This window comes from Paucibacter sp. XJ19-41, from assembly GCF_028462495.1.
Classification (GTDB): domain Bacteria; phylum Pseudomonadota; class Gammaproteobacteria; order Burkholderiales; family Burkholderiaceae_C; genus Roseateles_E.
Genome location: NZ_JAQOWX010000068.1, coordinates 1 through 21,242 on the forward strand (window position 1 = coordinate 1; position 21,242 = coordinate 21,242).

20 protein-coding genes and 1 tRNA gene are annotated in these 21,242 nt (G+C 67.9%); 9 read left to right on the plus strand and 12 right to left on the minus strand.

Annotation, left to right across the window (positions count from 1 at the left end; all coding sequences use genetic code 11):
- The coding region (locus PO768_RS17395; RefSeq protein ID WP_442953242.1) for an ABC transporter permease subunit at window positions 1-301 on the minus strand (301 nt) is incomplete at its 3' end.
- Window positions 302-580: 279 nt separating this feature from the next.
- On the opposite strand from PO768_RS17395, the gene PO768_RS17400 reads away from it, so the two are divergent.
- Both PO768_RS17400 and PO768_RS17405 read left to right on the plus strand, forming a co-directional pair.
- On the plus strand, window positions 581-2,455 hold the full coding sequence (locus tag PO768_RS17400; RefSeq protein ID WP_272647058.1) for a sensor histidine kinase: 1,875 nt from the start codon (window positions 581-583) through the stop codon (window positions 2,453-2,455).
- A complete protein-coding gene (locus PO768_RS17405) occupies window positions 2,448-3,788 on the plus strand; it encodes a sigma-54-dependent transcriptional regulator (RefSeq protein ID WP_272647059.1) in 1,341 nt (446 codons plus the stop codon). Before PO768_RS17400 ends, PO768_RS17405 begins: the two co-directional genes overlap by 8 nt.
- Here PO768_RS17405 and PO768_RS17410 read toward each other — a convergent pair whose 3' ends face one another.
- Window positions 3,789-4,676, minus strand: coding sequence for an amino acid ABC transporter substrate-binding protein (locus PO768_RS17410; RefSeq protein WP_137943188.1), 888 nt, complete (start codon window positions 4,674-4,676; stop codon window positions 3,789-3,791).
- 119 nt (window positions 4,677-4,795) lie between these two features.
- Between PO768_RS17410 and PO768_RS17415 the strand changes: the two genes are divergently transcribed.
- Complete coding sequence (locus tag PO768_RS17415) at window positions 4,796-5,383, plus strand: restriction endonuclease (RefSeq protein ID WP_272647060.1); 588 nt, start codon at window positions 4,796-4,798, stop codon at window positions 5,381-5,383.
- Between the two features lie 97 nt (window positions 5,384-5,480).
- Here the strand turns inward: PO768_RS17415 and PO768_RS17420 are convergent.
- The 3 genes from PO768_RS17420 to PO768_RS17430 all read right to left on the minus strand — a co-directional run bounded on the left by PO768_RS17420 (window position 5,481) and on the right by PO768_RS17430 (window position 8,722).
- Window positions 5,481-5,557, minus strand: a tRNA-Val gene (locus PO768_RS17420).
- A gap of 61 nt (window positions 5,558-5,618) precedes the next feature.
- Window positions 5,619-7,847: a RelA/SpoT family protein gene (locus PO768_RS17425; RefSeq protein WP_272647061.1), complete on the minus strand. Its 2,229-nt coding sequence runs from the start codon at window positions 7,845-7,847 to the stop codon at window positions 5,619-5,621.
- A gap of 2 nt (window positions 7,848-7,849) precedes the next feature.
- Window positions 7,850-8,722 carry an alpha/beta fold hydrolase gene (locus PO768_RS17430; RefSeq protein ID WP_272647062.1) on the minus strand — a complete coding sequence of 291 codons (873 nt, stop codon included), beginning with the start codon at window positions 8,720-8,722 and terminating at the stop codon, window positions 7,850-7,852.
- Window positions 8,723-8,772: 50 nt separating this feature from the next.
- On the opposite strand from PO768_RS17430, the gene PO768_RS17435 reads away from it, so the two are divergent.
- Window positions 8,773-9,555, plus strand: a complete 783-nt coding sequence (locus tag PO768_RS17435) for a 3-hydroxybutyrate dehydrogenase (protein WP_272647063.1) — start codon at window positions 8,773-8,775, stop codon at window positions 9,553-9,555.
- Window positions 9,556-9,558: 3 nt separating this feature from the next.
- Here the strand turns inward: PO768_RS17435 and PO768_RS17440 are convergent, their stop codons facing one another.
- A complete protein-coding gene (locus PO768_RS17440; RefSeq protein WP_272647064.1) occupies window positions 9,559-10,263 on the minus strand; it encodes an SIMPL domain-containing protein in 705 nt (234 codons plus the stop codon).
- Between the two features lie 154 nt (window positions 10,264-10,417).
- On the opposite strand from PO768_RS17440, the gene ompR reads away from it, so the two are divergent.
- Together ompR and PO768_RS17450 are read left to right on the plus strand one after the other, a co-directional pair.
- Window positions 10,418-11,152 (plus strand): osmolarity response regulator transcription factor OmpR, encoded by a 735-nt coding sequence (gene ompR, locus PO768_RS17445; RefSeq protein WP_137943204.1) that lies wholly within the window; start codon window positions 10,418-10,420, stop codon window positions 11,150-11,152.
- Window positions 11,153-11,165: 13 nt separating this feature from the next.
- A complete protein-coding gene (locus PO768_RS17450) occupies window positions 11,166-12,488 on the plus strand; it encodes an ATP-binding protein (protein ID WP_272647065.1) in 1,323 nt (440 codons plus the stop codon).
- Here the strand turns inward: PO768_RS17450 and ispF are convergent.
- Window positions 12,466-12,981 (minus strand): 2-C-methyl-D-erythritol 2,4-cyclodiphosphate synthase, encoded by a 516-nt coding sequence (gene ispF, locus PO768_RS17455; protein ID WP_272647066.1) that lies wholly within the window; start codon window positions 12,979-12,981, stop codon window positions 12,466-12,468. The genes PO768_RS17450 and ispF overlap by 23 nt on opposite strands.
- Before the next feature lie 87 nt (window positions 12,982-13,068).
- On the opposite strand from ispF, the gene PO768_RS17460 reads away from it, so the two are divergent.
- The gene (locus PO768_RS17460) at window positions 13,069-15,285 is read left to right on the plus strand and encodes a patatin-like phospholipase family protein (RefSeq protein ID WP_272647067.1); all 2,217 of its coding nucleotides are present in this window, start codon (window positions 13,069-13,071) and stop codon (window positions 15,283-15,285) included.
- 92 nt (window positions 15,286-15,377) lie between these two features.
- Window positions 15,378-15,635 carry a hypothetical protein gene (locus tag PO768_RS17465; RefSeq protein WP_137943208.1) on the plus strand — a complete coding sequence of 86 codons (258 nt, stop codon included), beginning with the start codon at window positions 15,378-15,380 and terminating at the stop codon, window positions 15,633-15,635.
- On the opposite strand, the gene PO768_RS17470 is transcribed toward PO768_RS17465, so the two are convergent.
- Window positions 15,616-16,347, minus strand: coding sequence for a helix-turn-helix domain-containing protein (locus tag PO768_RS17470; protein WP_272647068.1), 732 nt, complete (start codon window positions 16,345-16,347; stop codon window positions 15,616-15,618). The genes PO768_RS17465 and PO768_RS17470 overlap by 20 nt on opposite strands.
- A 190-nt stretch (window positions 16,348-16,537) precedes the next feature.
- Here PO768_RS17470 and PO768_RS17475 point away from each other — a divergent pair, with 190 nt between their 5' ends.
- Window positions 16,538-17,137: a porin family protein gene (locus PO768_RS17475; protein WP_137943210.1), complete on the plus strand. Its 600-nt coding sequence runs from the start codon at window positions 16,538-16,540 to the stop codon at window positions 17,135-17,137.
- Window positions 17,138-17,251: 114 nt separating this feature from the next.
- Here PO768_RS17475 and map read toward each other — a convergent pair whose 3' ends face one another.
- Genes map through PO768_RS17495 form a run of 4 tightly spaced genes read right to left on the minus strand, consistent with a single transcriptional unit; the run spans window position 17,252 to window position 21,207 of the window.
- Window positions 17,252-18,022, minus strand: coding sequence for a type I methionyl aminopeptidase (map, locus tag PO768_RS17480; protein ID WP_272647069.1), 771 nt, complete (start codon window positions 18,020-18,022; stop codon window positions 17,252-17,254).
- Window positions 18,019-18,723, minus strand: a complete 705-nt coding sequence (gene ispD / locus PO768_RS17485; protein ID WP_272647070.1) for a 2-C-methyl-D-erythritol 4-phosphate cytidylyltransferase — start codon at window positions 18,721-18,723, stop codon at window positions 18,019-18,021. The genes map and ispD overlap by 4 nt, the downstream gene beginning before the upstream one ends.
- Window positions 18,724-18,745: 22 nt before the next feature.
- Entirely contained in the window at window positions 18,746-19,687 is a 942-nt protein-coding gene (locus PO768_RS17490) for a bestrophin family protein (protein WP_272647071.1), read from the minus strand.
- Window positions 19,684-21,207, minus strand: coding sequence for an acetyl-CoA hydrolase/transferase family protein (locus tag PO768_RS17495; protein ID WP_272647072.1), 1,524 nt, complete (start codon window positions 21,205-21,207; stop codon window positions 19,684-19,686). The genes PO768_RS17490 and PO768_RS17495 overlap by 4 nt, the downstream gene beginning before the upstream one ends.
- Window positions 21,208-21,242 lie beyond the last annotated feature (35 nt).

Consider the following 21,242-nt stretch of genomic DNA (forward strand, 5'->3'; position numbering starts at 1 on the left):
CCAGCCGCGGCGCATTGCGCAGCGGCCGGTACGCGATCTTCTCGATCACGAAGTTCAGCGTCGTGCAAACGATCACCGCGCAGATCAGCGCCACCAGCATCAGCGCCCAGCCCGGCAGCCCGCTGTCGACCAAAAAGGTCACCACCGTCCAGCTCACCAGCGCCCCCACCATCAACACCTCGCCGTGCGCGAAATTGATCAGGTTGATGATCCCGTACACCATCGTGTAGCCCAAGGCCACCAGCGCATACATGCTTCCGAGCACCAGCCCGTTGATGATTTGCTGTACAAAAGTTTCCATTGAAGACCCTCTGCTTTTTTGAGGCGACCAGCGCCGCCCGACCCGGTCTTCATTGCAATCCATATGCCAGTTCCGAATAACTGCGGGTAATCACCGAAGGATCGGCCCTCAAAACACCCCGAAACACCGCTCGGCCGGCAGGTGGCGCCGACCGGCCGGAAGCAACAGGGCGGAAATCCACACAAGCCAGCCAAACAGCGGGCGGGTTTTCGCATCACCCAGAAAGCCCCGCACGCGGCCGGGACGGCGCGCATCAGATTGGGCACACTACGCATCCCCATGATCGACCGCTTCCAACTCGCAGCGCTGCGGCAGCGGCTGACACGCCGACTGAGCCGACCCCGCTTCTTCATCTACGTGACGGGGGGGCTGATGCTGCTCGGCCTGGTGCTGGGCCAGCGCCTCAGCGAGACCGCCGGCATGGCGCATCTGGCCGCGCTGGCCAATGAGCGGCTGGAACTCTATGCCACCAATCTGGAGGCCGAACTCGGTCGCCACGCCTATCTGCCCGACCTGCTGGCCATCGACGACGAGATGCTGGCCCTGCTCGCCTCGCCGCAGGACGAGTCACGCCGGCGCCGCGCCGACCAGGCCCTGGCCCGCATCAATGTGCGCGCCGGCACCATGCAGATCTTCATCGCCGATGCCGCCGGCCAGGTGCTGGCCAGCAGCGACCGCAGCCCCGCGCCGGCCCGTCTGCGCGAGGCCATCGCCACCGATCTGCGCCACTTCTTTGCCAGCGATGCCGCCACGCGCGGCACCGACTTCTATCTGCTGCATCCGGTGCGCCAGCAGGGTCGGCTGCTCGGCGTGATCGCGGTGCGGTTGAGCCTGGCGCCGCTGGAGGCCACCTGGGTGGACCTGGGCCTGCGCAGCCAGGGCGAACGCCTGCTGGTGGCCGATGAGCAGGACGTGGTCATCATGAGCTCGGTGCCCTACTGGAAGTATTTCGTGCTGGGCCAGGCCGACGAGGACCGGCGCGCTGCGCTGCGCGCCAGCGGCCGCTATCCCGAGTCACCGCTGACCAGCGTGGGCATCCCGCGCCGCCTGCTGGCCAGCACCAATTCCAGCCTGGTGCGCGTGCCGCCGCTGGAGGACAAGCCGCGCGTGATCGAAGGCCCGCAGCTGCTGGCCCAGGAGCGCTTGCTGGTGCCGCTGGGCCTGCGCATGGTCGCGCTGTCCGACCCGACCGAGGTCTGGCGCCAGGCCCGTTACGCCGGCTGGAGCGGCGCGGCCTTCGGTGCCTGCGCCGGCATGCTGGCCCTGTATCTGTCCTCGCGGCGGCGCGCGCTGCGCCAGCTGTTCCAGGCCAAGGCCGAGCTGCAGGAGGCGCACGGCCAGCTCGAGCGCATCGTCGACATCCGCACCACCGAGCTGCGCGGCAGCAATGCCGAGCTGAAGCGCCAGATCGCCCAGCGCCTGCAGGTCGAGGACGAGCTGGTGCAGGCCGGCAAGCTGGCGGCGCTGGGCCAGATGTCGGCCGGCATCTCGCACGAGGTGAACCAGCCGCTGACCGCGCTGCGCGCGCTGGCTCGCAACTCCCAGCTGTTGCTGGAGAGCGGTCGCCACGAGGCCGTGGCCGAGAACCTGCGCACCATCGATGCGATGGTCGAACGCATGGGCCTGATCACCCGCCAGCTCAAGAGCTTTGCGCGCAAGGCCGAGCTGATGAGCGCGCCGGTCTCGCTGCTGCAGGCGGTGCGCAATGCGCAGCTGCTGGTCGAGCACCGGCTGCGCGAGGGGGCGGTGGAGCTGCGCCTGGAGGTGCCGGCCGGGCTGCGGGTGCGCTGCGAGGGCAACCGGCTGGAGCAGGTGCTGGTCAATCTGTTCGGCAATGCGCTGGATGCGATGGCACACGAGACCCGGCGGCAGCTGGGCGTCAGCGCGGTGTCCATCGACGCCGGTGCGCGCGTGCTCGTCAGCGTCAGCGACAGCGGCAGCGGGCTCAGCGAGGCCCTGCTGCCGCGTCTGTTCGAACCCTTCTTCACCACCAAGCCGGCCGGCGAGGGCCTGGGCCTGGGCCTGGTGATCTCGTCGAAAATCATCCATGAGTTCGGCGGCACGCTGCGCGCCGTCAGACTGGATCAGGGCATGAGCTTCGAGTTCGACCTGGCCGTCGACACCTGGGATGCAGCAAAGGAAACACATGTTTGAGGGATATCACGTCGTCTTTGTCGAGGACGATCTGCCGGTGCGGGTCAGCCTGACGCAGACCCTGGAGCTGGCGGGCCTTTCCGTCACGCCCTGCCGCTCGGCCGAGGAGGCGCTGCCGCATATCGCGCCGGGCGCGCAGATCATCGTGATCACCGATGTGCGCCTGCCCGGCATGGACGGTCGCGCCCTGCTCGACCATGTGCTGGCCACCGATGCCAGCATCCCGGTAATCCTCATCACCGCGCATGGCGACGTCGCGATGGCGGTGCAGGCGATGCGCAGCGGCGCCTACGACTTCTTCGAGAAGCCTTTCGCGCCCGAGCGCCTGGTCGACACGGCGCGGCGCGCGCTGGATCTGCGCCTGCTGCGCAGCGCCACCGACGAGCTGCGCGCCCAGCTGCAGCGGGCCAGCGGCATCGAGGCCGCGCTGCTGGGCAATTCGGCCGTGATGCAGCAGCTGCGCCGCCAGATCCTCAATCTGGCCGGCACCTCGGCCGATGTGATGATTCTGGGCGAGACCGGCACCGGCAAGGAGCTGGTGGCGCGCTGCCTGCACGACCAGAGCGCGCGGCGTGACCGCAACTTCGTCGCGATCAACTGCGGCGGCCTGCCCGAGGCCTTGTTCGAGAGCGAGCTGTTCGGCCATGAGCAGGGCTCGTTCACCTCGGCGGCCAAGCGCCGCATCGGCAAGATCGAGCATGCCAACGGCGGCACCCTGCTGCTCGACGAGATCGAGACCATGCCGATCGCGCTGCAGATCAAGCTGCTGCGGGTGCTGCAGGAGCGCCGCATCGAGCGCCTGGGCTCCAACGAGGAGCTGCCGATCAACGTGCGCTTCGTGGCCGCCAGCAAGGCCGATCTGCGCGAGCTGGGCGAGCAGAACAAGTTCCGCAGCGATCTCTATTACCGGCTCAATGTCGCGCTGCTGCATCTGCCGCCGCTGCGCGAGCGGCGCGAGGACATCCCGCTGCTGTTCCAACATTTCGTCGCCCAGGCCTGCGCCCGCTACGAGCGCCCGGCGCCCGAGCTCAAGCCCGAGCGACTGCGCGAACTGATGGCGCACGACTGGCCCGGCAATGTGCGCGAGATCCGCAATGCGGCCGACCGCTTCGTGCTGGCGCTCGATGATCTGGACAGCAGCGCCGCGCTGCAGCAGGTGCCGGCGCTGAATCTGGCGCGCCAGCTGGACCTGGTCGAGAAGACCCTGATCGAGCAGGCGCTGCGCCGCACCCAGGGCAAGGTGCCGGCCGCGATGGAGCTGCTGGGCATCGCGAAGAAGACGCTCTACGACAAGCTGCACCGGCACGCGATCAATCTCGAGGCCTTCAGGTGATCAGCGGTAGTGCGCGGGGTCGGGCGTGTCGGTCGGCTGCGCGATCACGCGCTTGAAGGCCGCGCTCATCGGCAGCTGCAGATTGATGCCCAGCGGCGGTATCGGCGACTCGAACCAGCGCCGGTAGATCGCGAAGATCTCGCCGCTGCGGTACAGGCCGATCAGCACACTGTCGACCAGCTGCTTGAAGGCCGGGTCATGGCGGCTCAGGCCGATGCCATAGGGCTCGACGGTCAGCGCCTGCTCGGACACCTCGTAGCCCTGGGGGCTGGGCAACTGGGCCAGCATGCTGCGCAACAGCACATCGTCCATCATGAAGGCGCGCGCCCGCCCGGTGCGCAGCAGATGGAAGGCCTCGGGATCATCGAGCCCGGCCAGGATGCGAAAGCCCAGATCCTCCTGCTCGTTGATGCTGTGCAGGTACTGGATGCTGGTCGTGCCTATGGTGGAGGCCACCGGCTTGCCGCGCAGATCGCGCAGGCTGCGCACCCCGTCGACGCTGCGCGACAAGAGCTTGGTCTCGGTGACGAAGGTGGTGACCGAGAAGGCCTGGTTGCGCGCGCGCTCGGCATTGTTGGTGGTGATGCCGCACTCCATGTCCAGCATGCCGTTGGCCACCATGGGCAGCCGGGTGGCCGAGCTGACCGCGACCCGCTTGACCTCCAGCTCGGGCAGCTTCAACTCGCGCTTGACGGCCGCGATCACCCGCTCGCACAGCTCGATCGAGTAGCCGATCGGCTTCAGATTGGTGTCAAGATAGGAAAACGGCAGCGAGGCGGGCCGGTAGCCCATCACGATGACACCGGTGTCGCGGATGCGCGAGATCGACGGGCCATCGGCGGCGGCCGCCCACATGGGCAGGAAGCAAAGCAGGAGCAACAAGCGCATGCCTCGATTTTTGTTCGCGCCGCCGCGCCAGGCACGCGCGCAACTACCGATAGCACCCGGCGACACAAACGGCCGGAAATCGGTAGACACTGCGGCCCTCACTGTTCACGGAGATTGATTTGAAACTGAAGATGGCGAAGAACTCGCTGTTCGCGATCCTGCTGCGCTCGTCCTGGTGGATCAGCCTGCTGATCGCGCTGGTGCTGGGGCTGCTCAGCGCGGCCCTGCTGCCCGATGGGCTGAAGGTGGTCGGCGCCATGTCGGGCCTGCCTTTTGTCGTGATCAGTGTGATGGCTGCGCGCCGCCAGTGGCATCTGCCCAGCGCCGCACGCATCGCCCAGACCGAGCAGGCCGTGATGGCGATGAACTGGCCGAGCTTCTCGGCGCTGCTGGAGCAGGCTTTTGTCCGCGATGGCTATGCGGTGCAGCGCGGCAAGGGCGAGGCCTTCGACTTTGAGCTGACCAAAGGCGGCCGCCGCATGCTGGTCTGCGCCAAGCGCTGGAAGTCGGCCCGCACCGGGCTGGAGGTGCTGCGTGCGCTGCAAACAGCGCGCGAGACCAGCGAGGCAGAAGACGCGCTCTATATCGGCCTGGCCCCGCTCAGCGACAACGCCCGCCCTTTCGCGGCCGAGCAGCGCATTGCGATCTGGCAGTCGTCCGAGCTGGCCCATGCCTTGCGCGGCCTGCCGCTGACAGCGGCTCGCTGAGCCATTTGACACGGCGGCCACGGGCCGCCCAAAGCAAAAATCCCGATAACTCGCTGAGTTACCGGGATCTGCTGTACTTGGGTGTACCTACCAAATTTGGTAGGCGCGATTGGATTCGAACCAACGACCCCCACCATGTCAAGGTGGTGCTCTAACCAACTGAGCTACGCGCCTGAAGAGCTTCGCACTATAGCATGGATTTTCGAGTCTTTCAAACTCTCGCAGCAATCCGCGCTTATTTTCTCCGCGCGCTGCGCACGCCGCTGACCTGGGCCACGCTGCGCAGCACCTGGGCCAGGCGACCGGAATCGGCCACCTCGACGGTCAGGCTCATCCAGGCGGTCTCGCCCTTGGCCACCTTCAGGGATTGCGTGTTGACCGCGATCACATTCATCTTCTCCTTGGCCAGCACCTCCAGCACATCGCGCAGCAGGCCCTGGCGGTCGCTCGACTCGAGGATCCCATCGACCGGATAGAGCGCGCCCTTCTCGGGCGTCTCGCCCCAGGCCACCGCGATCACGCGTTCGGGCGCGCGCTGCGCCATCTGGCGGAAGTTGCTGCAGTCGGCGCGGTGGATGGCCACTCCCTTGCCCCGCGTCACATAGCCGCCGATGCCATCGGGCGGCGCGGGCCGGCAGCAGCGCGCCAGATTCGTAAGCAGCGAATCGACCCCGACCACCAGCACGCCACCCTTGGGTGCCGAGCTGCCCGCCTTGGTCCGGCGCTGCACCAGCATCTCGTCGGTATCGGGCTCGGGCGCCGGCGGGCGCAGCAGGTTCTCGATATTGCGCAGCGAGTACTCGTCCTTGCCCACCACCTCGAACAAGGCATCGGCATTCTTGAAGCCCAGGCGTGCGGCCAGATCCTCCAGCTTGGTGGCGGTCTTGCCCTCGCGCTGCAACAGCTTTTCGACCAGCTCGCGGCCCTTGGCAATCGTCTGGGCCTGGGCCAGCGCATTGAACCAGGCGCGCACCTTGGTGCGCGAGCGCTGGCTCTGCAGATAGCCCAGCTCGGGGTTGAGCCAATCGAGCGAGGGTCCACCCTCCTTCAGCGCGCTGATCTCGACGGTCTGACCGCTTTGCAGCCTGGTGTTGAGCGGCACCATCTGACCATCGATCTTGGCGCCCCGGCAGCGATGGCCCAGATCGGTGTGGACGGCATAGGCGAAGTCGATCGGCGTCGCGTCCCTGACCAGCTCGACGATGGTGGCCTGGGGCGTGAACACATAGATGCGGTCGTCGAACACCGGCTGCGCGCCGGGCGCATCGCCCTCGACGAAATCACGCTCCCAGGCCAGCAGCTGGCGCAGCACCGCCTTGCGCGCGGCCGCCACCTGTTCCTCGAACTCGCCGGCCGCCGTCACGCCGGCATAGCCGCGCGCACCCGCCTCCTTGTAGGCCCAGTGCGCGGCCACGCCGTGCTCGGCATGCTCGTGCATCGCGCGCGTGCGGATCTGCACTTCCATCGGCCGCTCGTCCGGCCCCAGCACGACGGTATGCAGGCTTTGATAGCCGTTGGGCTTGGGCTTGGCGATGTAGTCGTCGAACTCGCCGGCCACCGGCACAAAGCGCTCGTGCAGCAGACTCAGGCAGGCGTAGCAATCGCTGACATCGGGCACGATGACTCGGAGCGCGCGCAGGTCGAAGACCCGGTCCAGCTCCAGGCTCTTGCCCTGCATCTTCTTCCAGATGCTGTAGAGATGCTTGGGCCGGCCCTGCACCTCGGCCTGCAGGCCATGGGCCGCCAGATCGGCCTGCAGCGCCAGGCGTGCGGCCTCGATGCGCTGCTCGCGCTCGACGCGCTTCTCGTCCAGCGCACGGGCCAGGCCCTTGTAGGCCTCGGGCTGCAGAAAGCGGAAGGACAGATCCTCCAGTTCCCATTTGATCTGCCAGATGCCCAGCCGGTTGGCCAGCGGCGCGAACACCTGCTGCGACTCGGCCGCCACGGCCTGCGAGCACTCGGTCTTGGTCGCGGCAAAGTAGCGCAGGGTCTGCAGACGCGAAGCCAGGCGCAGCAGCACCACGCGCAGATCGCGCGAGAAGGCCAGCAGCATCTTGCGCACCCGCTCGGTCTGCTGCTGGCGCTGCTCCTCGCCCTTCAGCGCCCCCTGCGCCTCGCGGGCCGCGCGCTGCAGTTGCACCAGCTTGCGCGTGTGCGTCACCAGGCTGGCATAGCTGTCGCCAAAGGCCTTGGCGACGATGTCCTCGGGCTTGTTCAGATAGTCGCCAGCATAGACCAGATAGGAGGCCGCCTGCATGGCCGGCGCCGCGCCAATGCCGGCCAGTATCGCGGCCACGCCATCGGCATGGGCCAGCGCGTCCTCGCCGGTATCCAGCGGCTGGCCGGCCAGCAGCGGCTCGGCAAAGGCGCGGGCACGCACCACGGCCGCCTGGCCCTCGCCGGTGTCGGCCAGCGCGACAATGGGCGCGGCCTGCTCCGCTCTTGCGGGCAATCCTGTCTTCATAACTACCTGAGGAAATGCTGCACCAGGGCGATCTGATCGGCAGCCACCAGGGTCGGCGCATGGCCGACACCGGGCAATTCATGCAAGAGCGCATGGGGGCCGCGCTGCGTCATCGCCTGGGCGGTCGCGCGCGACAAGAGATCGGACTCGGCCCCGCGCAGCAGCAGGGTCGGGCAGCGCAGCGCGTCATAGGCCTGCCACAGCGCGGCCTCGCCGGCCGCCGCCAGCGCCGGCGTCAACGCGGCAAAGGGCTCGGCGATGCGCGGGTCGTAGTGCAGGCGCACGCCGCTGCCGTCGCCTTCAGCATCCGGCCGGAACATCGGCCGCGACAGCGCCAGCCACTCGGCCTCGCTGTGCGGCCCGAAGCCGGCCGAAATCTCTCGCAGATGGGCGACACCCTGCGCCAGGCTGTCAAAGCGCATGCGTTGGCCCAGATAGCTGCCGATGCGCTCCAGCGCCGCATACTCGATGGCAGGGCCCACATCGTTGAGCACCAGACGCCGCACCGGGCTGTCCGGCAGCGCCGCCAGGCCCAGGCCGATCAGGCCGCCCATCGAGGTGCCGACCCAGTCGACCTCGGCCACATCCAGCCGCGCCAGCAGGGTCACCATATCGGCCACATAGACCGGCACCTGGTAGAGCGCCGCATTGGGTCGCCGGTCGGACTCGCCGCGCCCCATCACATCGGGGCAGATGACGCGGTAGCGCTCGCTCAGGCTGCGGGCCAGCACATCGAAATCGCGGCCCTGGCGGCTCAGGCCATGGACGCAGACCAGCACACGAGGGTTGTCGCGCGCGCCCCATTCCCAGTAAGCCATGCGATGCAGGCCGGCGCTGCTCAGGCATTGCACATGGTTCAGGCGCGGTTCGGGCATTTGTTTCGGTATCCTTTGCAGGCATCCTAACAACCCCCGAGGAATTCCCCATGTTGAAAGGCAAAACCGCCTTGGTCACCGGCTCCACCAGCGGCATCGGTCTGGGCATCGCGCTGACCCTGGCGCGCCAGGGTGTGAACATCGTGCTGAACGGCTTTGGCGATGCCCAGGGGCCGAAGGCCGAGGTGGCGGCACTCGGTAAGGATCACGGCATTCGGGTCGGCTACCACGGTGCCGACATGAGCAAGGCCGGCGAGATCGAGGCGATGATGGCCTATATCGACGCCGAGTTCGGGGGCTGCGACATCCTGGTCAACAACGCCGGCATCCAGCATGTGGCCGCCGTCGAGGAGTTTCCGGTCGAGCGCTGGGACGCCATCATCGCGATCAACCTGAGCTCCGCCTTCCACACCACCCGCCTGGCCCTGCCGGGCATGAAGGCCAAGGGCTGGGGCCGCATCATCAACGTCGCCTCCACCCACGGCCTGGTGGCCTCGGCGCAGAAGTCGGCCTATGTGGCCGCCAAGCACGGCATCGTCGGCTTCACGAAGAGCGTGGCGCTGGAAACCGCCACCACCGGCGTGACCGTCAACGCGATCTGCCCCGGCTGGGTGCTGACGCCGCTGGTGCAAAAGCAGGTCGATGCCCGCGCCGCTGCCGATGGCGTCAGCATCGACGAGGCCAAGAAGCGGCTGCTGGCCGAGAAGCAGCCTTCGCTGCAGTTCACCACCCCGGAGGAACTGGGCGAACTGGCCGTCTTCATGTGTTCCGATGCCGCTGCGAACGTGCGCGGCCAGGCCTGGGCCATGGACGGTGGCTGGACCGCGCAGTAAGGCTTACTTCGTCATCACGACCACGCCGTTGACCGAGACGCTGACGGTCGCCTTGCCGGCCTCGACCGGCAGGGCCTCGTCGGCCATGCCGGCGGCCTTCATGCGCATCATCGAGGGCGCGGCCATCGGCATCGGTCCGGAGTCGGCCGTGTTGACGCTGACCTCGCCGATCTGGTAGCCGGAGAAGCCGAACTGGCGCGCATAGTCGGCCGCGCGCAGCTTGTAGCGTGCGATCGCCTGAGCCACGACCTCGCCCTCGACCTTCTCGCGCGCCTCGCGCGACAGGCTGTAGCCGACGCGGGCAATGCTCATCGTCGCGATGCGGCCGCTCAGCTGGGCGATCGCCGCCGTGTCCTTGCCCTCGACCTGCAGCTCGGCCGTGCCCTGCCAGCCATTGATCTGGCCGGTCTTGGGCGCATAGCGCGGGTAGAGCGCGAAATTGCCGGTCTGCACCTCGACCTGGCCCGGCTTGACGATCTTGCGCGCCTCGGCCAGCGCAGCGTCCAGCGCCTGCTTCAGCGCACTCTGCACCTGGGCCGCGTCGGTACCTTCCTTGGTGGTCGTGAAGCTGACGCCCAGCACATCACGGCTCACTTCCTGGCTTGCGGTGGCGCTCAGGTTCAGCGCGTTCTGGCGCGGCGCCTCGGCCTGGGCCAGCACGGGCGCCAGGGTCATCAAGGCCAGTGCGGCCATGGTTTTGCGTGTCATCGATCTCCCTCAATCGGTTGGTGAACCCTGAGCTTAGCGGTGCGTGCCCCCCATCCGTTGACAAGGAAACATCTGCTCACAGTCCGCGCGGCCAAAGATGTAACAGCGGGCCAAAGCCCTGCAAAATGCCGCTGTTACAAATTCAGGAGTGGCCATGAACACCAGCGCCCAGACCCGGCCCAATCGCATTTTGGTCGTTGACGACGACGCGCGCATCCGCGATCTGCTGCGCCGTTATCTGACCCAGGAAGGCTTCGAAGTCCTGCTGGCCGAGGACGGCAAGGCGCTCAACAAGCAGCTGACCCGAGAGACCGTGGACCTGATGGTGCTGGACCTGATGCTGCCCGGCGAGGACGGCCTGTCGATCTGCCGCCGCCTGCGCGCCGCCAATGACAACACCCCCATCATTATGCTGACCGCCAAGGTCGAGGAAGTGGACCGCATCGTCGGCCTCGAGGTCGGCGCCGACGACTATCTGAGCAAGCCCTTCAATCCGCGCGAGTTGCTGGCCCGCATCAATGCGGTGCTGCGCCGCCGCCCGGCGATGGAGGCGCCCGGCGCCCCGTCCAAGGAGCCGATGACGGTGAGCTTTGGCCCCTTCGAGTTCGATCTGGCGATGCGCCGGCTGTCGAAGAATGGCGAGGCCCTGCCGCTGACCACCGGCGAGTTCTCGATGCTCAAGGCCCTGGTGCGCCATCCGCGCCAGCCGCTGAGCCGCGACAAGCTGGCCCAGCTGGCGCGCGGCCGTGAGTTCGAGCCTTTCGACCGCAGCCTGGACGTGCAGATCTCGCGTCTGCGCAAGCTGCTGGAAGCCGACCCGGCCCAGCCGCGCTACATCCAGACCGTCTGGGGGGTCGGCTATGTCTTCGTGCCCGATGATGTGAGCTGAGCGGGCGTCGCCGATGTCGCGCCCGCATCTCGCGCTGAACCTGTTCTGGCGCACTTTTGCGCTGCTGGCCCTGCTGCTGGTCGGCGGTGTGATGGCCTGGCAGCAGACCTTCAAGGCTTTGGAGGCCGAGCCGCGCGCGCTTGAATCGGCCCAGCAGCTGGCCGGCCTGGTCAACCTCAGCCGCGCCGCGCTGGCCAATGCCGATGCGATCAATCGGGTCGCGGTGATCAGCTCGATCGCGCGCAGCGAGACGGTACGGGTGCGCGTGGCCGAGCAGCACGACCGCTGGCAGCCCTATGACACCAGCCCTTTCGCCAAGCGCCTGGCCGCCGAGCTGCGCGGGCGCCTGGGCATAGACACCGTGGTGGCGCGCAGCGTCAACGGGGACGACGGGCTGTGGGTGCGCTTCAGCATCGACCGCGACAGCTACTGGCTGCAGACCAGCCCGGCCCCGCTGTCGGTGACGCTGAGCAGCAACTGGTGGTGGATCGTGATCGCGCTGGTGGCCACGGTGCTGGGCTCGGCGACGATCGCGCGGCTGATCAACCAGCCGCTGCGCGAACTGTCGATCGCGGCCGGCCGCATCCGCGAGGGCGAGTACGACTCGCGCCTGGATGAGAGCACCCGCACCAGCGAGATCCGCGAGGTCAATATGGGCTTCAACCGCATGGCCCGCGAGCTGGCCAAGATGGAGGAGGACCGCACCGTGATGCTGGCCGGCATCTCGCACGACCTGCGCACGCCGCTGGCGCGGCTGCGGCTGGAGGCCGAGATGAGCGTCAGCGACGAGCTGGCGCGCCAGTACATGGTGCAGGACATCGACCAGCTCGACGCCATCATCAACAAGTTCATGGACTACGCCCGGCCCAGCGAGCTGCAGCTGCAGCCGCTGAACCTGGCTGAGCTGGTCGAGCGCGAGGCGCAACCTTTCCGCGACCCGACCCAGATCCGCATCGGCATCTTCATCCCGCCGGCGCTGAAGGTCTGGGCCGACGAGACCGAGCTGGGTCGCGTGCTGCTGAACATCTTCGAGAACGCGCGCCGCTATGGCCACGGCCCCGATGAAGCGGCCTGGGTCGAGGTCAGCGCCGAGCAGGAAGGCAACTCGGTGCTGCTGAAGGTGCGCGACCACGGCCCCGGCGTGCCTCCTGACAAGCTGGCACGGTTGACCACGCCCTTCTTCCGCGGCGACGCGGCCCGCACCGCCGCCACCGGCGCCGGCCTGGGCCTGGCCATCGTCGAGAAATCGCTGCAGCGCATCGGCGGCCAGCTGGCGCTGAGCAATGCCCAGGGCGGTGGCCTGCTGACCCAGATCAGGCTGCAGCGGGCGAGTTAGAGCCGCTCTCGGCCTGCAGCAGGCAGACGGCGCGTGCCTCGATGGCCCGACCCTCGCCCACCGGGCCCATCTTCTCGGCCGTCTTGGCCTTCACATTGATCTGGCCGGCGTCGATGCCCAGCACCTCGGCCAGGCGAGCCCGCATCGCCGGGATGTGCGGCGCCATCTTGGGCGCCTGGGCGACGATGGTGCTGTCCAGATTGACGATCTCCCAGCCGGCCGCGCGCACCCGGGCGTAGGCCTCGGCCAACAGCACCATTGAGTCCGCGCCCTTGAATTCGGCCGCGGTGTCGGGAAAGAGCTTGCCGATATCGCCCAGCGCGGCCGCGCCCAGCAGTGCGTCGGTCAGCGCATGGGCCAGCGCGTCGGCGTCGGAATGGCCCAGCAGGCCGTGGCTGTGCGGGATGGTGACGCCGCCCAGGATCAGGGGGCGGTCGGAGACGAGGGCGTGGGTGTCCCAGCCTTCACCGATGCGGAACATAATGCGGGCCATTTTGGGCGGCTCTCAAAGAAAGAGGACGGAGAGCTTAGCGTGCTTTGCGCGCGCCCCGGCCTCGGCAAACAAAGAATCCAAACGTCCATGCCCCTCCAGGCTCTGCTCTGCTGTGCGTTGATGCTGCTGTTGCCGGTATCGACCCTGGCCGCACCTGCAACGACCGAACGGCCGCGCATCGGCCTGGTCTTGTCCGGCGGCGGTGCGCGCGGCATGGCCCATATCGGCGTGCTGCGGGCGCTCGAGCGGCTGCGCGTGCCGGTGGATCTGATCGTCGGCACCAGCATGGGCGCGGTGGTCGGCGGTGCCTATGCCTCGGGCCGCAGCGTCGAGGAACTCGAAGCCTTTGTGCACGGCGCCGACTGGGATGCCATCCTGGCCGACCGGCCGCAGCGCCGTTCGCTGAGCTTCACGCGACGCGAGGAAGACCTCGCCGTGCCATCGCGCATCGAGCTGAACGTGGGCCTGCAAGGCGCCAGCCTGCCGCCGGCGGCCGCCGGCAATAGCGCGCTGGAGCATGCGCTGGAGCAGCTGGTGACCGGCGCGCGCGCCGAGCTGCCCAGCAGCCGCCTGGCCCTGCCCTTTCGCGCGCTGGCCACCGATCTGCTCAGCGGCGAGCTGCAGCAAATGGCCGACACGCCGCTCTTCCTCGCGCTGCGGGCCTCGATGGCGGTGCCCGGGGTGTTCGCCCCGGTGCGTATCCAGGGCCGGCCCCTGGTCGACGGCGGCCTGGTGCGCAATCTGGGCGTGGACATCGCGCGCAGCATGGGCGCCGACATCATCATCGCGGTCAATGTCGGCTCGCCGCTGCTGGAGGAGCGGGAGCTGAGCAGCGCCATCGGCGTGGCCAACCAGATGATCCAGATCCTGACCGAGCAGAACGTCGCGCGCTCGCTGAAGGAGCTGCGTGCCAACGATGTGCTGATCGACCCCCAGCTCGACGGCATCGGCTTCATGGACTTCAGCCGCCGCGAGCTGGCGCTGGAGGCCGGCGAGCGCTCGACCCTGGCCACGCAGGAACGGCTGGCGGCGCTGGCGCTGAGCGAGGCCGACTATGCCGACTACCGGCGCGCCCGGCTGCAACAGGCCGCGCCGGTGCTGGCGGCCGACGACGCGCTGCCGCTGGGCGAGCTGCGCATCGAGGGCACGCGGCGCACCCAGGTGCCGGCGCTGAAGGGCCAGCTGCAGCATCTGCTGGGCCTAGCGCCGGGCGCGCCGGTGACCCAGGCCCAGGCCGAGCAGGCGGCAACCGCGCTCTATGGCAGCGGCGAGTTCGAGCGCGTCGATGCGCAAAGCGTCGAGCGCGAGGGGCGGCGCGATATCACGCTGCGGGTCAGCGAGGCCGACTGGGCCTTCAGCCGCCTGCGCCTGGGCCTGGATCTCTACAGCAATTTCGATGACACCAACCGCTTTTCCGTCGTCGCGATGCACCACCTCGGCTGGCTCAACCGCTGGGGCGCCGAGCTGCGCAGTACGCTGCGCCTGGGGGCCCAGCGCGAGCTGAGCACCGAGCTGCTGCAGCCGCTGGGCGCGGGCTCGCCGTGGTTTGTCGCACCCAGCCTGCGCTCGGTGAGCAGCGATGCCGACCTGTTCAACGAAGGCCGGCGCATCGGCCGCTATGTCTACAGCAGCAGCCGCAACGAGGTGGCACTGGGCCGACGCCTGGGCAACTGGGGCGATGTGCGGCTGGGCGTCGGCAGCCTGAGCAACCGCGTGCGCATGCTGGTGCCCGAGGATCCCTTGCAGGGCCAGTTGCATCAGCGCTCTGGCACCGTCTATGGCCAGCTGCGCATCGACAGCCTGGACTCGGTCGCCTTCCCCAGCCGCGGCCAGCTGCTGGACCTGCGCCTGGACCTGCTGCACTCAGTCGAGAACGGCGGCTCCATGCAGCTGGCCCTGGCCGGCATGAGCGCCTTCCAGTGGCGCGCCTGGGCCGGCCATGTCTATCTGGAGCTGGCGCACGGCAGCTATGGCAGCGATCGCAGCCTGGGCGGTTTTCTGCGCCTGTCGGGCAGCCCGGATGCCTCGCTGCAGGGCCAGAACATCGCGCTGGCCCGGCTGGTGATGGCCAAGCGCATCGGCCAGATGCCGCTGGGCCTGGGCCAGGCGGTGCGGGCCGGCTTCTCGCTGGAGGCCGGTGGGGGCGTGCAGCGCGGCCAGATCGTCGGCCCCGGCGACCTGAAGCTGGCCGCCAGCGGCTTTCTGGCCGTCGACACCCGCTTCGGCCCCTTCTACTTCGCGCTGGGCCATACCCGCGAAGGCCCCAGCGCGGTCTACCTCTTCCTCGGCCCGGTGTTCCGCTAGGGTTCGGGCGGCGCTACCGCCGGCAGCAAAAGACGACACCTTGGCTGCCGCTGTGGCATTCAGGCGTCAGGCCGACAACACTCGGCCCCGCCATGACACTGACCAAGCTGCTCCTCCCCCCCGCCCGCTGGCCGGCCACACTGCGGCTGCGCCGCCGCCATGGCCTGCTGCTCAGCGGGGCCTTGCTGACGCTGATGGCCTGCAGCAGCGCCGAGCGCGCGGGCCAGCTGCCCTGCCTGAAAGCGCAGCTGGGCCGCTTCAGCGCCAAGCTCGTGCTGAGCTGGCATTGCAAGGCCGACAGCGCACCGGCCGGCCCCAGCGTCCCCAGGCTCAGCGCCGCATCGCGGTGAACTGCGAGAACTCCCAGGAGCGCAGCCCCAGCAGCAAGGTGTAGCCATCGCGCAGCGCCGGCTGCAGGCGCTGGTCGTCCTGATGCAGGCGCGCCAGCTCGGCGGCCAGCTGCTGGATCTTCTGCACCAGCTCCTGTGCGCTCGGGTCGGACAGCCGGCCGTGCACGCACAACATGGTCTCTCCGGGCCCGTCGAAGCGGCCGGCGAAATAGTCGCCGACCACATGCTGGCGCATCAGCTGCTGGACCGGTCCGTCGGGCAGCCAGCGGAACGCGCGCGAGACGCGCAGCCGGTAGCGGTTCAGCGGCTTCAGCTCGATCAGTGCGAGACGGTCCAGCTTGAGCAGAGAGCCGATGCACTCGGCCTCGCTGATCGCATAGGTCTCGATGATCTGCTCCAGGGTCCAATGCCCGAGGCAACAGGTCGCCACCATCAGCAGCTTGGCATCGGCCACCAGCGCCCGCTCCTGGGCCAGGGTCAGCGTGTCGGACTGCGGCGCCGCATCGGCCGCCTGGCGCAACACATCCTCCAGCGCCACGCCGATCACCTTGCAGACCTGGGCCAGGCGCGACAAGCTCATATCGCCTTGCGAGAACATGCGCTTGATGCTGGACTCGCTGAGATCGAGCCGCTCGGCCAGGCCGCGATAAGTCATATTGGCCGCGCGCATTTCACTGCGCAGCACCTGCAACAACAGCTCCGGACTGCTCATCTCCACCCTCCCCGCCCTGGTCTTGCATGGGCACAAGTATCGTTTTTCGCCACACAGCGGACCGAACTATGCCACTTGCCAGAGTCAACTGGCAGTTTCCCGAGGCCCCGAGGACACTGCGTTCCGTCGTGAACCCGCAGCGGGTCACACAGGCAGAACAAACCCAAGGAGTAATTTCCCCATGAGCCCCATGAAGTCCCCCGTTCGCTATGCTTTCGCCGCCTTCGCCACAGCCACCGCCTTGCTGGCCGCCGGCGCCGCCTCGGCCCAGTCGTCCAGCAACACCGGCCCGAGCATGTATGCCGGCGCCAGCCTCGGCCTGTCCAACAAGTACGACATCGGCTGCCAGACCGGCGTCAAGTGCGACAAGACCGCCAAGACCGGCGGCAAGATCTTCGGCGGCTATATGTTCGACGAGACCTTCGGCGTCGAGGCGATGGGCTTTGGCATCAAGAGCGGCATCGGCAGCCTGAAGAACCAGGCCAATGTGCTGGTGCCCGGCTCGGTCAATCTGCGCGGCCTGGGCGTCAGCGGTGTGGCCGCCTACAACGCCGGCCCCTTCGCGCTGAAAGGCCGTCTGGGCGTGGCCTACACCCAGGCCAAGTCCTACGCGGGCGCCACGAGCAAGAAATCCAGCATGCAGCCGCTGATCGGCGCCGGCGTCAGCTATGCGCTGACCGAGCAGATCGCGCTGAATGCCGATTGGGACCGCATCTCGGCCAAGTACGGCAGCAACAAGGTCAAGACCCATGCCGATATGTTCTCGGTGGGCCTGAGCTACAAGTTCTGAGCCTGCGCTGAGTGCAAGTCAAACGCCCCGCATGCGGGGCGTTTCTTATGGTGTGCTGAGCGTCAGTGACGGGTCACGACCAGCGGCGCGCCGCGGGTCACGATCAGGGTGTGCTCAAACTGGGCCGACAGATTGCCCTTGATGCCCGACAGGGTCCAGCCATCGNCCGCGGGTCACGATCAGGGTGTGCTCAAACTGGGCCGACAGATTGCCCTTGATGCCCGACAGGGTCCAGCCATCGGCCTGCTCGTCGACCATCGTGCTCTTGGTCGACAGAAAGGGCTCGATCGTGATCACCATGCCCTCGGTCAGCACGCGGGTGTCGCTGGCGTCAAAGTAGCCGGGGATGTATTTGGGCTCCTCATGCAGCGAGCGGCCGACGCCGTGGCTGCACAGGTTCTCGATGATCTTGAAGCGGTGGGCCTTGGCGACGCGCTCGATCGCATGGCCGATGCGGTTCAGCCTGGCGCCATGGCGCACCTCCTTCAGCGCCTGCTCCAGCGCATAGCGGGCGGCGAACACCAGCTGGGTCTTGGTCGGCGTGGTCGGCGGCACGACGCGGGTACCGCCGGTGTCGGCGAAGTAGCCGCCCAGCTCGGCCGAGACATCGATATTGACGACATCGCCCTTGGCGATCACCCGCTCACCGGGAATGCCGTGCGCGGCCTGCTCGTTGATGCTGATGCAGGTGGCGCCGGGGAAGTTGTAGCTGGTGGCCGGGGCCGACCTGGCGCCGAACTCGGCCAGCCACAGCGCACCCATCTCGTCGAGCTCACGGGTCGTGATGCCCGGCTTGATCGCATCGAGCATGCGGTTCAGCACGCTGGAGACGGCATGGCCGGCGGCCTTCAGGCCGGCGATATCGGCGTCGGTTTCTACGGTCATGTTCGGGTCCTTAACAGGCGTTCGGCCAGGGCGAAATCCGCCGGCCAGGTGACTTTGAAATTCTCCATCGGGCTCTCGACCAACAGCGGCTGGTGGCCCAGCGCCTCGATGGCACTGGCCTCATCGGTGATGCCCTCGCCGCCGCCGGCCAGCGCCGGTTTCAGCAGGCCCAGGCGGAACATCTGCGGCGTCTGCGCGGCCCATTTGGCGCTGCGGTCCACCGTGTTCATCACGCGGCCGTGGCTGCTCTGCTTCAGAGTGTCGGCCAGCGGCATCGCCAGCAAGCCACCGATCTCATCGCCAGCGCAGGCCGCAATCAGCTTCTCGACCCACTCGGGCCGTAGCAGGCAGCGCGCTGCGTCATGCACCAGCACCCAGTCATGCGCCTGGGCGCCGCGCGCCAGCAACTCATCGAGACCATTCGCAACGCTCTCGGCCCGGCTCGCACCGCCGCAGCGCGCCACCCAGCCGTCGAAGCCCGGCACCGCCGTCTCGAATTGATCATCCTCGGGCGACAGCACCACCAGCGTGGCGGCAAGACCTGACACTTTGGCCAGCGCCTCCAAGGTATGGGCCATCATCGCCCGCCCCGCCAGCGGCACATACTGCTTGGGGCCGTCGGCACCCGAGCGCGCGCCGACGCCGGCGGCCGGCACCAGCGCATAGCAGCGCGGCTGCAGACCTATTGCGTAATTGCTCATCGCGGCATTTTAAGCGGGGGGCTCACATCAAGCAGTAATCGACCGGCTGCAGCGCCGGCGGCGGCGCGGTATCGCCCAGGGCCTGGCGCATATCGATCTCGATGCTGCGGCAGATCGCGTCCAGCGGCAGGTCGTTGGACAGCAGGCCGAACGGTTCCTCGATCTCGTCACCCAGCGCATCCAGGCCGAAGAAGGTGTAGGCCACGATGGCGACGACGAAGGGCGTCATCGGGCCGATGCTGTCGACCAGGCCGAAGGGCAGCAGAAAACAGTAGAGGTAGGCGGTGCGGTGCAGCAGCAGGCTGTAGGAAAAAGGCAGCGGCGAGCTCTTGATGCGCTCGCAGGCCGCGCCGGCTGCCGTGATCGCCGACAGCGTGGCATCGAGCTGGGCCGCCCGCACGCTGTCCACCAGCCCCTGCTCGCAGGCCTGCTTCAGGTCGGCCCCCATGGCAAGCATCAGCGCGGCCGACTTGTTGACCGCCGGGGTCAGGGCTTGCCATTCGACCGGCCGCAGCCAGGCCTGCACCTCGCCAGCGTGGTCCTGCGTGCCGCGCAGCTGGTGCTTCAGCGCCTGGGCAAAGGCGATGGCGCGCAGGATCAAGCGGGTCCGCACATCATCCAGCTGGCCCAGCGTCGGCTGCCCCGGCAGATCGATCAGGCTGAGCGCCTGGCGGGCCAGGTTGCGGCTGCGCAGCAGCAGGTCGCCCCAGAGCTTGCGCGCCTCCCAGTAGCGGTCGTAGCAGGCGTTGTTGCGAAAGCCCAGGAAGATCGCCAGCGGCAGGCCCATCAAGGTGAAGGGGATCGTCGTGACGATGACCTTGTGCTCGAAGAAGATGCCGTGCGTGACCGTCACCAGCACCGCCAGCGCGATATTGGCCAGCAGCGGGCCTCGGATCTGCTTCAGGATGGAGCCGCGCAGCACGAAGAACAGGCGCAGGCCCGAGGGGCGGTCGCGAACAATCATGGGGCGTCGGTGCGCATCGTGCCCTGGCGCAGATAGCGCGTGTGCCAGGCAAAGGCCTCGTCCAGCAGATGCGGTGTGTGCAGGCCCGGAGCACCGGCGCGGGCGCGCGCCACATAGTCGCGCAGCGCGGGGCGGTAGTCGGGATGGGCGCAGCGCTCGATCACCAGGGTCGCCCGCTCCTTGGGCGACAGGCCGCGCAGATCGGCCAGGCCCTGCTCGGTGACGATGATCTGCACATCGTGCTCGGTGTGGTCCACATGCGAGACCATGGGCACGATGCAGGAGATCGCGCCGTCCTTGGCGGTGGACGGCGTCATGAAGATGGACAGATAGGCGTTGCGGGCAAAGTCGCCCGAGCCGCCGATGCCGTTCATGATGCTGCTGCCCATGATGTGGGTGGAGTTGACGTTGCCGTAGATGTCGGCTTCTATCATCGCGTTCATCGCGATCAGGCCCAGACGCCGTATCAGCTCGGGGTGATTACTGATCTCCTGCGGGCGCAGGAGGATGCGCGAACGGTAGAACTCGATATGGGCTTCAAACTCGGCCGCTGCGACCGGGCTCAGCGACAGCGCGGTGGCCGAGGCAAAGCTCAGCTTGCCCGAGCGCAGCATCGCCAGCATGCCATCCTGCAGCACCTCGGTATAGGCCGTCAGTCCCTCGAACGGCCCCGCGTTGAGCCCGTCCAGCACCGCATTGGCGATATTGCCGACGCCCGATTGCAGCGGCAGCAGGGCCGGCGTCAGCCGCCCGCGCTGGACCTCCTGCTGCAGGAACTCGATCAGATGGCCGGCGATCGAGCGCGAGACCGCATCGGGCTCGGCGAAGACGCTGTTGCGGTCGCCCTGCCCGGTCTCGACCACGGCCACCACCTTGCTCAGATCGCAGCGCAACCAGGGCTCGCCGATGCGGTCGCTGACCTGGGTCAGCGGGATCGGCACCCGGTGCGGCGGCCGCTCGGTGCCGTAATAGATGTCGTGCATGCCCTCCAGCGCGGCCGGCTGGCGGTGGTTGACCTCGAGGATGATCTTGTCGGCCTGGTCCAGCCAGGTCTTGTTATTGCCCACCGAGGTGGACGGGATCAAGCGGCCGTCCGGCAGGATGCCGGCCACCTCGATCACCGCGACGTCCAGCTTGCCGAAGAAGCCGAACCAGACGTACTGGGCCACATGACTCAGATGGATGTCGGTGTACTCCATCTCGCCGGCATTGATGCGCTTGCGGCTGGTCGGGTCGGACTGGTAGGGCAGGCGCATCTCGACGCCGTTGACCTTGGCCAGCGCGCCATCGAGCTCGGGCGCGGTCGAAGCGCCGGTCCACAGGCCAATGCGGAACTCCCGCCCGGCCGCGTTCTCGGCGGCAATGCGCGCGGCCAGCGCCTGCGGCACGGCCTTGGGGTAGCCGGCACCGGTGAAGCCGCTCATGCCCACATGGGCACCGGCCGGTATCAGCGCGGCGGCGGCCTCGGCCGACATCAGGCGTTCGTGCAGAACGGTGTTGAGAACACGGGATTGGGTCATGAGCTCGGAGGGAGAGAACGCGAGCACGCAGCTTA